This is a genomic window from Bradyrhizobium sp. 21 (genome assembly GCF_023073335.1).
Taxonomy (GTDB): Bacteria; Pseudomonadota; Alphaproteobacteria; order Rhizobiales; family Xanthobacteraceae; genus Bradyrhizobium.
This window is the reverse complement of record NZ_JADPJG010000014.1, coordinates 34,158-44,492: the sequence shown is the minus strand read 5'-3', so window position 1 is coordinate 44,492 and position 10,335 is coordinate 34,158. Positions and strand designations below refer to the sequence as shown.

Genomic DNA, 10,335 nt, shown 5'->3' with positions numbered 1-10,335 from the left:
CGGCGGGCTTGGGGCGGATAGCCGCCGATCCGGTCGTAATGATCACGCGCGATCAAAAGGCCCTGATCGCCGAAGGGGCCGACCAGCTTGCGCGTCACGGCCCGGAGGAGGTCGCGGAATCCGGCATGGGCGTATGGCGAGCGCGCATAGCGAAAGACGGCCGCTCGGTCCCGGCCGCTGGACGAGACGGAGTGGATGAACTGCGTGGTCTCCTCGATCCAGCCGGTTTCCAGTACGGCGCCGGCGGGGAGGAACATCAGCCAGGCCGAACGGGCCTGGAGTGCGCCGGCAGCGAGCGCGGCGCCTTGCGAGGATCCCTCGAAGCCGATGAAACGGCAGCCTGCCACGTCGGCAACGCGCTCGATAACGCCGTTGCGGGTGCCGTCGACCAGGAGCACTTCCCGGATGACGCCCGCAGCGGCACCGGGTACCAGCGCGGCCAGAGTTGCGACCGCCGTCTGCTCGACGCCTTCGGTCGGAATGATGACACTCAGCATGATTGAGGCTTCAGTCTCCGCATTTCGGGAGAAGCTAGCTAGGTATGATGTTGTCATAAACATGCAGCGTTGCCGAGTGCAACTTTTCGGCCGCGCTTCGGTATACGATGGTAAACCGCTGGAGCCATCGCATCCAAATATGTCTCGTGCGGGCGGCGATATTGCCGAATGTTTCGGCGCCGTCCTCGCTTCACCGTATTAGTCCGGAGGTTGCCGCAACATTGCGCGACGCGCAGGCCGTTCGCAATCCTGCAAGAAGAGGCTGCGATACCTAGCGAGCGCGGAAACGGGAAAAACGTGCAATCTGCGGTGCGGACAAGGGCCTCGAATGAACGTCGACCAACTTGCTGTTAACACGCCGGCACCGTCTCCCAAGCCGGGGGCGCCGACCCTGCGGATTCGCGCCGTGATGCTCGGCGAACGCATCAATCCCGCCGGGCTCGAGCTGGGGTCGACCGTCTCTTCGACGCCCGCTGCCTTCCGCGTCCATGCCGGCCTTGCGGTGATCTTCCGCTACGGCGTCGTGGTGCTGATCGGTCTCCTCCCTTCGGAGGAGAAGGTGCTGCTCGACAGCCTGAAGTCCCGCGTCACCGGCGAGCTCAGCCCCTTCGAGGAGGAGATCGCGCAGGCGCAGCTCTGCAAGGACGAAAGCGCCGAGGCCATCCAGCCCGGCGGCCCGATCTGCCTCGCCAAATTCTCCGACGACCGGCTGCTGCTGATTGCGGACGCGCTCGCCAAGAGCACCTCGCTCGCCCGCGACGAGCGGCGAGTCGCCGCGGTCTTCGACGTGATCGAGCCGTTTGCGCGCAAGCTCGCCGAGCAGGGCCGCACGCCGCCGCGGCGCAAGAGCATTTTGCAACTCATCGGCAATGCGCTTCTGGTCCAGCAGCGCGTCGCGGGCCGCGTTGCGGTGGCCGAGAAGCCCGATGTGCTCTGGGAGAAGCCGGAGCTCGACCGGCTCTATGGCCGTCTCGAAGACGAGTACGAACTGAAGGAGCGCCTCGACACGCTCGAGCGCAAGCTCACCGCCGTGTCGGAGACAGCCAACGCGCTCACCGACATCATCGACACCCAGCGCTCGCTGCGCCTCGAAATCGCGGTGGTGGTGCTGATCGTGATCGAGGTCGCGATCGGCTGTTTCCAGATTTGGTCGGGGACGCACTGACTCTGTGAGCGTCCGGGGCCTTATGGTTCGAGACGCGCCGTGAGGCGGCGCTGCTCACCATGAGGGTCTAAGATTTCGCCGCGCGTTAGGACCTCATCCTGAGGAGCCAACAGCGGGCGTCTCGAAGGATGGCCAACGAAAAGATTGCCTGCCACGCTCTCTCAAATGCGATTGCCTTGTCGCAGCATCGCCGAACAATGCCGCGCGATCATCAGTTCCTCATTCGTCGGAATGACGAAGACCTCGATGGCGCTGTCGCCACCGCTAATGCGTTCGCGCGCCGCGTCATTCGTCGCGGCATCGATCCGCATGCCAAACCAGCCAAGACGCTCGGCGATTGCACTGCGGATTTCCTTCGCGTGCTCGCCGATGCCGCCGGTGAAGACCAAACAGTCCAGCCCACCAAGCGTGGTCGCCATCATCGCCACTTCCTGCGCCGCGCGGAGAGTGAAGAGATCGACCGCCTCCCGCGCCGCCGCCTTGCTGCTCGCGAGCAGCGTGCGCATGTCCGAAGAGATGCCGGAGACGCCGAGCAGGCCTGACTGGTGATAGAGCAGGTGCTGGACATCCTCGACCGACATCTTCTCGTGGTGCTGCAGATAGAGCAGCACGCCGGGATCGATCGTGCCGCTCCGCGTGCCCATTACCAGGCCGTCGAGCGGCGTCAGGCCCATCGTGGTGTCGATGCTGCGGCCATCGCGCAGGGCGCACAGGCTCGCGCCGTTGCCGAGATGCGCGATCACGGTGCGCTTCGCAACGAGCTGCGGCGCGATCCCCGCGAGCCGTCCCGCGACATATTCGAACGAGAGGCCGTGAAATCCGTAGCGCCGGACACCGCGCTCTTCATAGCGCCGCGGGATCGCGAAGCGGCTCGCGGGCGGCGCAATGCTGTGATGGAAGGCGGTGTCGAAACAGCCGATCTGCGTCAGCGCCGGCCGGATCGTCCTGATGGTGCGGACCGGCGCCAGACAACGCGGCTGGTGCAGCGGCGCCAGCGGCGTCAACGCCTCCAGCTTCGCGTAGACATCATCCGTCAGCTCGACCGGACCGGAAGAGTCCGGACCGCCATGGACGATGCGGTGGCCGACAGCACGCAAGGGATGGTCGCCAAAACGATCCTCGATGAAGCCGAGCACGTCGGCGAACAGATGATCGCCGTCGACGTCGGGCGCCTCTCGCCGCGTCTCGAACAAATCGTCGCCCGCGGGGCTCTTCACGACGAGCCGCGGCTTGGTCTCGTGCTCGTCGAGCAGGCCCTTGCAGAGCAGTGTGGGCACGGCCGCCGACATATCGAACAGGCCGAACTTGATGCTCGACGATCCCGAGTTGAGAACGAGAACCGCGTCTGGCATGGCCGCTGTCAGTCGCCTGCCTCTGCCGGAGTGTTGCCGCCTGAGCTGTTCTGCCAGACCCATTTTTGGATTTCCGGCATGTCCTCGCCGTGCTCGCGCACGTAACGCGAATGTTCGATCAGCTTGTCACGGAATTGCTGCTTCACCTGCGCCGCCTTGGCCGCGAGCCCCGGCACACGTTCGATCGCCTCGATCGCGAGATGATAGCGGTCGAGCCCGTTGAGCACGACCATGTCGAACGGCGTCGTCGTGGTGCCTTCTTCGGCAAAGCCCCGCACATGCATGCCGGCATGGTTGGTGCGGTTATAGGTCAGACGGTGGATGAGATAAGGATAGCCGTGATAGGCGAAGATCACCGGCTTGTCGCGCGTGAACAGGCCGTCGAAGTCGCGGTCGGAGAGGCCGTGCGGGTGCTGCTCGTTCGGTTGCAGCGTCATCAGGTCGACGACGTTGACGACGCGGATCTTCAGGTCGGGCAGCGCCTTGCGCAGGAGGTCGACGGCGGCAAGCGTCTCCAATGTCGGCACGTCGCCGGCGCAGGCCATCACCACATCGGGCTCGCCATTCGCGTCTTCGGTGCCGGCCCAGCTCCAGATTCCGATGCCGGCATCGCAGTGGTTGGCCGCGTTCTGCATCGACAGCCATTGCGGCGCCGGCTGCTTGCCGGCGACGATCACGTTGATGCGGTCATAGGTGCGCAGGCAGTGATCGGCGATCCACAGCAGCGTGTTGGCATCCGGCGGGAAATAGATGCGGACGATGTCGGCCTTCTTGTTGGCGACGAGATCGACGAAGCCGGGATCCTGGTGGCTGAAGCCGTTGTGGTCTTGGCGCCAGACATGCGAGGTCAGCAGATAATTGAGAGAGGCGATCGGGCGCCGCCATGCGAGATGCCGCGTCACCTTCAGCCATTTGGCGTGCTGGTTGAACATGGAATCGACGATGTGGATGAAGGCCTCGTAGCAGGAGAAGAAGCCGTGCCGCCCGGTGAGCAGATAGCCTTCGAGCCAGCCCTGGCAGAGATGCTCGCTCAGCACCTCCATCACGCGGCCGTCCTGCGCGAGATGCACGTCGTAGGATTCGATCGGCTGCATCCATACGCGTTCGGTGGCATCGAACACCGCATCGAGCCGGTTTGACGCGGTCTCGTCCGGGCCCACGATGCGGAAGTTGCGGGCGTCGGCGTTGAGGCGAATGACGTCGCGCAGGAATTTGCCGAGCTCGCGGGTTGCCTCCGCCACGACGCCGCCCGGCTGAGGGACCTCGACCGCGAAGCTGCGGAAGTCCGGCAGCTTCAGCTCCTTCTTCAGAAGGCCGCCATTGGCGTGCGGATTGGCGCCCATGCGGCGACTGCCCTCGGGCGCAAGCGCCTGGAGTTCGGCAACGAGCGTGCCGCTCGCGTCGAACAGCTTTTCCGGCTCGTAGCTGCGCATCCAGTCTTCGAGAATTTTCAGATGCGCCGGGTTCTCGCGGCAGCTCGCAACGGGAACCTGATGTGCGCGCCAAAAGCCTTCGACCTTCTTGCCGTCGACCTCCTTCGGGCCGGTCCAGCCCTTCGGGCTGCGCAGCACGATCATCGGCCAGCGCGGCCGCTCGACGCTCGTGCGCCCGTCACGGGCGTGCTGCTGGATCGAACGGATGCTGGCGAATGCGACATCGAGCGCGTCCGCCATGGCCTGGTGCATCAGTTCGGGATCGTCGCCCGCGACGAACAGCGGCTCGTGGCCATAGCCGCGGAAGAGACCACGGATCTCCTCGTCGCGCATTCGTCCGAACACGGTTGGATTTGCGATCTTGTAGCCGTTGAGATGCAGGATCGGCAGCACAGCGCCGTCATGCGCAGGGTTCAGGAACTTGTTCGAGTGCCAGGACGCGGCAATCGGTCCGGTCTCGGCTTCGCCGTCACCGACGACGCAGGCCACGATCAAATCGGGATTGTCGAACGCCGCGCCATAGGCATGCACCAGCGCGTAGCCGAGTTCGCCGCCCTCGTGGATCGAGCCCGGCGTTTCCGGCGCTGCATGGCTCGGAATGCCGCCGGGGAAGGAGAACTGCCGGAACAGCTTGCGCAATCCGTCCGCGTCGCGCGCGACATCCGGATAGATCTCGCTGTAGCTGCCTTCCAGATATGTGTTGGCGACCATGCCCGGACCGCCATGGCCGGGACCGCAGACATAGATCACGTTCAGGTCCAGCGCGCGGATGACGCGGTTGAGATGCGCATAAATGAAGTTCAGACCCGGAGTTGTGCCCCAATGGCCGAGCAAACGCGGCTTGATGTGCTCGGGCCGCAACGGCTCGCGCAGCAGCGGATTGTCGAGCAGGTAGATTTGTCCGACCGAAAGATAATTGGCGGCACGCCAGTAGCGATCGAGAAGCTCGAATTGGCTGCTCGCGGCGGCCGATTGTTGTTGAATTGTCATATTGTGCCGACCTTCGCGCAACGATCGTCACCAACCCTGCTCCGGCGCGATTGATCCTTCGGCGCCACCAAACGAAATTGCGAAGTTGGTGACGTTGCGTGAGGTCAAGGGCCGGCGCGCAAATTTTGGGCAGCTCTACTGTGCATGGGGTTGTTTTGCGGATTTTTGTTCTTGTTCTTGATTTGTTCCTTTCTCGTGCTATCTTGGCTTCATGAGTCGAGCATCCTCTCGTGCCCTCAAGCACCCGCCGGTCACGGCGCCCTCCGAGCCGGCGGGTGCGCCTTCCGATTTTCCCGCCGCTTTCCCTGAGCTCGCGGTCGCCATCGACGGCGCGCGCAGGCGAGGACGGGGCGCGCAATCAAACGCCAGCGGCCGCTTTGAGGCCGAGGCACGCGTCGCCTTCGACGATGGCTGGCAGAGCCTTGAAGAGCTGCCGCCGTTCAAGACCACGGTCGGGATCGACACCTCGCGCAAGGTGATTACCCGCAACGATTCGCCCGACATCGGCTTCGACCGCTCGATCAATCCCTATCGCGGCTGCGAGCACGGCTGTGTGTACTGCTTCGCGCGGCCGACGCATGCTTATCTGGGCCTGTCGCCGGGGCTCGACTTCGAGTCAAAATTGTTTGTGAAGCCCGACGCGCCCGCGCTGCTCGAGAAGGAGCTCGCCGCGAGCGGCTACGAGCCGCGGATGATCGCGATCGGCACCAACACCGATCCCTATCAACCGATCGAGCGCGACCGCAAAATCATGCGCGGTATTCTCGAAGTGCTGGAGCGCACGGGCCATCCCGTCGGCATCGTCACCAAATCGGCGCTGGTGGTGCGTGACATCGACATTCTCGCGCGCATGGCCAAGCGCAACCTCGCCAAGGTCGGGATTTCGGTCACCTCGCTCGATCCGAAACTGGCACGCACCATGGAGCCGCGGGCCTCGACGCCACCGAAGCGGCTGGAGGCGCTGAAGCAGCTTTCGGACGCCGGCATTCCAACTACCGTCATGGTCGCGCCCGTGATCCCCGCGCTGAACGATTCCGAGATCGAGCGCATTCTCGATGCCGCCGCCCATGCCGGCGTCAAGGAAGCCTCCTACGTGCTGCTGCGGCTGCCGCTGGAGGTGCGCGACCTCTTTCGCGAATGGCTGATGGCGAACTATCCGGACCGCTACCGCCACGTCTTCACCTTGATCCGCGACATGCGCGGCGGCCGCGACTACGACGCGAAGTGGGGCGAGCGGATGAAGGGCACGGGACCGATGGCCTGGACCATCGGCCGCCGCTTCGAGATCGCCTGCGACAGGCTCGGGCTGAACAAGCGGCGCTCGAAGCTGACGACGGATCATTTTGCGAGGCCGAAGCGGAACGGCGATCAGTTGAGCCTGTTCTGATCGGGAAGTGAAAGAGGGTGTAGCATGAGCCAGACATTGCCGGCGCCGGTGCCGCGGCTCACCGTCATCACGCTCGGCGTGGGCGACATCAGCGCCAGCATTGCCTTTTACGACGCGCTCGGTTTCTCGCGCCGGCTGAAGGGGACCGGCGAGGCCGTTGCCTTCTTCGACACCGGCGGCCCTGTGCTCGCGCTGTTTCCCTGGGATCAGCTCGCGGCCGATGCCAAATTGCCCGAGAATCCGAGGCCAACGACCTTCCGCGGCATGACGCTCGCCTGGAACTGCGCCACGCGTGAAGAGGTCGACACGGTGCTGGCTTTCGCCGTCAGCCAGGGAGCCGCGCTGCTGAAGGCCGCGCATGAGACCGACTATGGCGGCTATTCCGGCTATTTCGTCGATCCTGACGGCCATCCCTGGGAGGTCGTGGTCGCGCCGGGCATCGATGTCGGCGAGGACCGGCGGGTGCATTTGGCGGAATGAAGCGGCTGGCCTGAATAACGGGAATTATCCCGGGTTCCCGGTTGCGCAGGCGAGGCCCCTTGCGCACGATCCCAGCCATGATTCGGGATCAATCCGCTAACAAGCCGGCCAAAGGCGCGCCCAAAAAGACTGCGCCCGAAAAAAAGAAGGCTGCACCCAAAACATTGGTCAAGGCGCCGGACGGCAAGAACGCCATCATCGTCGCCCCGAGCTTCCGCCGCGAGCGCGCGCTGATCAAGCGCGGCGTCTGGCCGGTGGCGGGCTGCGACGAGGCGGGCCGCGGGCCGCTGGCCGGTCCTGTGGTGGCGGCGGCGGTGATTCTCGATCCCGACCGCATCCCGCGCGGCATCGACGATTCGAAGCGGCTGACGGCCGAGGCGCGCGAAAGACTGTTCGACAAGATCTGCGCCACCGCGCAGGTCTCAGTCGTCGTCGCCTCGCGCTCCCGGATCGACCGCGACAACATCCTGCGCGCCTCGCTGTGGGCGCTGAAGCGCGCCGTGGCGGCGTTGCCTGAGGCGCCCCGCCACGTCTTCGTCGACGGCCGCGACCGCCTCGATACCGAATGCGATTGCGAGGCCGTGATCGGCGGCGACGGCATCGTGCTGTCGATCGCCGCGGCCTCGATCGTCGCCAAGGTGACGCGCGACCGCCTGATGTGCGCGCTGGCGCAGGACTGCCCCGGCTACGGTTTCGAGCAGCACAAGGGCTACGGCGTTCCCGAGCATCTCGACGCGCTCAACCGCCTCGGTCCCACCGTCCACCACCGCAGCTTCTTCGCCCCCGTCGCTGCCGCCCGCGCCAAGCACATGCCCTGGACGGTCGAGCCGGTACAGGACCTGTTCTGCGTCACTGAGACGGAGGTGCAGGTGGAAGCAAGCTTGGACATCGACGCGTCGGCAAATCTCTAGACGAGACTCGGTTGCCACGGCGCGCAGCGCCCTCTATCAAAACATTCGTGAGCGAATAGGGCCGGCTGGACGGGTTGGCTGCATCTTTCGGACGTTGTATGCGGTTTACCTCCCTGGTCATCGAGCTCATTCGCGCCCGGCCACGGCTGATCGTGTGGATCGCCGTGCTGCTTCAGGCCGCGATGTGGCTGTTCGTGGCGGTGGCGTTTTATCGCAGTCCGCCCGGCAGCCTTGCGACCCTGCTGGCCTTCGGCCGCGAATACCAGGTCGGCACCGATCTGGGCCCGCCCTTGCCGGTCTGGCTTGCCGACATCGCCTATCGTGCCGCCGGCGGCCACCTGTTCGGCGTCTACGTCCTGGCCGAACTCTGTGAGATCGCGACCTTCATCACGCTCTATCATCTGTCCCGCGCCGTGGTCGGCCCTCAGCAGGCGGTACTGGCCGTGCTGCTGACCATGACGGTGCTGGCCTTCTCGTCGGCCGCACTCGACTTCGGCCCCCTGGTGCTGGCGCGGCCGCTCTGGGCGCTGCTGCTGCTGCATTCCTGGCAGATCATCGGCCAGCGCCGCGGCAATGCCTGGTTCGCCTGGTCGATCGAAGCCGGCCTCTTGCTGCTGACGACGCCCGCGGCGATCTTTCTCCTGCTGCTGCTCATTGTCTTCGCGCTGGCAACCGCGGGCGGCCGCCGCACGTTGCGCGCATTCGACCCGCTGTTTGCGCTGGTGGTCGTCGCCGTGCTGGCATTGCCCTATGCCGTCTGGCTGATGCGCGCCGAGGCGCTGGTCCTGCCGGCCCTGCCTGAGGTCGCCGATCTCAATGCTCGCGCGCTGCACGCGGCCTGGCTGCTCGGCGGGCTCGTGCTCGGCGCCGCGGCGATCCCGGCGCTGACGGTCCTCAACACAGGCCTGTTCGTTCCCAGAAGCGAGGAGGCGCCGATCATCTACCGCCCGCCGGTCGCGCCGCTCGCGCGCAACTTCGTCTATTTCTTTGCCCTGGCGCCGGCGCTCGGCGCGGTGCTGATCTCCGGCCTGTTGGGCCTCGACGCCGTCGTTGGCGGCGCCGGCGTCGTGCTGGTCATGTCGGGCCTCGCCGTGGTCGTGCTGGCCGGCGATCTGATCGCGATGCGCCGCGCGCGCATGCTGCGGATGGTGTGGGCCGCCGCCGTCGTGGCGCCCGCGATCGGCGTGGTGCTCGCCGTCCTGTTCCTGCCCTGGACCGGCGCCAACGAGATCGCGACCTCGATGCCGGCGCGGGCAATCTCGGACTTCTTCGACGAGAGCTTTGCCCGCCGCACCAACCATCGCCTGCGCGCGGTCGCCGGCGAGACCCAGCTTGCGAGCCTGATCAGCTTGCATTCCGGCCGGCCGCATCTATTCATCGATGTCGAGCCTGCCCGGACGCCGTGGATGTCGCAGGCCAAGTTCAGCGAGACCGGCGGCGTCGTGGTCTGGCGCGCCTCCGATACCGCCGGCACCCCGCCGCCGGAAATCCTCGCGCGCTTTCCCGGCATCGTCCCGGAAGTCCCGCGCGCCTTCGAATGGCTGGTGACCGGACGCCAGCAACTCCTGCGCATCGGCTGGGCTATCGTGCGGCCGAAGGGAAGCTAGAGCGCAAACAGGGGGACTCGTGAATGGATTGAATCCGCCGACTGGGTCGGACATCTCGATCAGACAAGGTGACCAAGGGCCCGCCATCATCATTCCGGCCAAGGGAAGTCCGACGCGCTATCTCGGCGGCCTGTTCCTGCTGTTCTGGCTGGGCGGATGGGCCTTCGGCTTCAAATCGGCGCTGACGACGCTGCTGTCCGGAAGTGGCAACGCCTTCATAATATTCTGGCTCGGCGGCTGGACAGCCGGTGGGGTTGCTGCGGCCTACACTGCGTTTCGGATCTTTCGCCCCTGCGTGCCGGAGACGCTGCTGCTCAAGCGTGGCGGCATCGACTACGATTCCGGAATTCCGCCGCTCGAGCTGAATTCCCATCAGAAAAGAAAGAATTACTGGAGCTCGGTCTTTGCGAAGCGGCTTCGTACCGAGTTGGGTCGCCCGGAGCTTCAATCGCTCCGCCTGCGCGAAACGGACGAGGGCAATCGGCTGACCATCGATATCGGCGCCAAGCGCGT

General features: G+C 65.4%; 9 protein-coding genes. 6 read left to right on the top strand and 3 right to left on the bottom strand.

The features are described from left to right. Positions 1 to 497: glycosyl transferase (locus IVB31_RS15950; protein WP_247323843.1), on the bottom strand; the 497-nt coding region annotated here is incomplete at its 3' end. Positions 498 to 825: 328 nt separating this feature from the next. On the opposite strand from IVB31_RS15950, the gene IVB31_RS15945 reads away from it, so the two are divergent. Beyond that, entirely contained in the window at positions 826 to 1,662 is an 837-nt protein-coding gene (locus IVB31_RS15945; protein WP_247323841.1) for an RMD1 family protein, read from the top strand. A gap of 161 nt (positions 1,663 to 1,823) precedes the next feature. On the opposite strand, the gene IVB31_RS15940 is transcribed toward IVB31_RS15945, so the two are convergent. Next, positions 1,824 to 3,014 carry an acetate/propionate family kinase gene (locus tag IVB31_RS15940; RefSeq protein ID WP_247323839.1) on the bottom strand — a complete coding sequence of 397 codons (1,191 nt, stop codon included), beginning with the start codon at positions 3,012 to 3,014 and terminating at the stop codon, positions 1,824 to 1,826. Between the two features lie 8 nt (positions 3,015 to 3,022). Next, positions 3,023 to 5,437, bottom strand: coding sequence for a phosphoketolase family protein (locus IVB31_RS15935; protein ID WP_247323837.1), 2,415 nt, complete (start codon positions 5,435 to 5,437; stop codon positions 3,023 to 3,025). A 211-nt stretch (positions 5,438 to 5,648) separates the two neighbouring features. On the opposite strand from IVB31_RS15935, the gene IVB31_RS15930 reads away from it, so the two are divergent. From IVB31_RS15930 to IVB31_RS15910, 5 genes are all read left to right on the top strand, one after another. Next, positions 5,649 to 6,824: a PA0069 family radical SAM protein gene (locus IVB31_RS15930; RefSeq protein ID WP_247323835.1), complete on the top strand. Its 1,176-nt coding sequence runs from the start codon at positions 5,649 to 5,651 to the stop codon at positions 6,822 to 6,824. 24 nt (positions 6,825 to 6,848) lie between these two features. Beyond that, complete coding sequence (locus IVB31_RS15925) at positions 6,849 to 7,304, top strand: VOC family protein (RefSeq protein ID WP_247323833.1); 456 nt, start codon at positions 6,849 to 6,851, stop codon at positions 7,302 to 7,304. Positions 7,305 to 7,381: 77 nt separating this feature from the next. Continuing rightward, positions 7,382 to 8,215 carry a ribonuclease HII gene (locus tag IVB31_RS15920; RefSeq protein ID WP_247323831.1) on the top strand — a complete coding sequence of 278 codons (834 nt, stop codon included), beginning with the start codon at positions 7,382 to 7,384 and terminating at the stop codon, positions 8,213 to 8,215. Positions 8,216 to 8,313: 98 nt separating this feature from the next. Next, on the top strand, positions 8,314 to 9,822 hold the full coding sequence (locus IVB31_RS15915; protein WP_247323829.1) for a glycosyltransferase family 39 protein: 1,509 nt from the start codon (positions 8,314 to 8,316) through the stop codon (positions 9,820 to 9,822). 19 nt (positions 9,823 to 9,841) lie between these two features. After that, the coding region (locus IVB31_RS15910) for a hypothetical protein (protein ID WP_247323826.1) at positions 9,842 to 10,335 on the top strand (494 nt) is incomplete at its 3' end.

What these genes read in the sequence shown, in the direction of transcription:
- IVB31_RS15920 (WP_247323831.1), top strand. Translation starts at nt 7,382, where the DNA reads ATGATTCGGGATCAATCCGCTAACAAGCCGGCCAAAGGCGCGCCCAAA.
- IVB31_RS15940 (WP_247323839.1), bottom strand. Translation starts at nt 3,014, where the DNA reads ATGCCAGACGCGGTTCTCGTTCTCAACTCGGGATCGTCGAGCATCAAG.
- IVB31_RS15935 (WP_247323837.1), bottom strand. Translation starts at nt 5,437, where the DNA reads ATGACAATTCAACAACAATCGGCCGCCGCGAGCAGCCAATTCGAGCTT.
- IVB31_RS15930 (WP_247323835.1), top strand. Translation starts at nt 5,649, where the DNA reads ATGAGTCGAGCATCCTCTCGTGCCCTCAAGCACCCGCCGGTCACGGCG.
- IVB31_RS15915 (WP_247323829.1), top strand. Translation starts at nt 8,314, where the DNA reads ATGCGGTTTACCTCCCTGGTCATCGAGCTCATTCGCGCCCGGCCACGG.
- IVB31_RS15925 (WP_247323833.1), top strand. Translation starts at nt 6,849, where the DNA reads ATGAGCCAGACATTGCCGGCGCCGGTGCCGCGGCTCACCGTCATCACG.
- IVB31_RS15945 (WP_247323841.1), top strand. Translation starts at nt 826, where the DNA reads ATGAACGTCGACCAACTTGCTGTTAACACGCCGGCACCGTCTCCCAAG.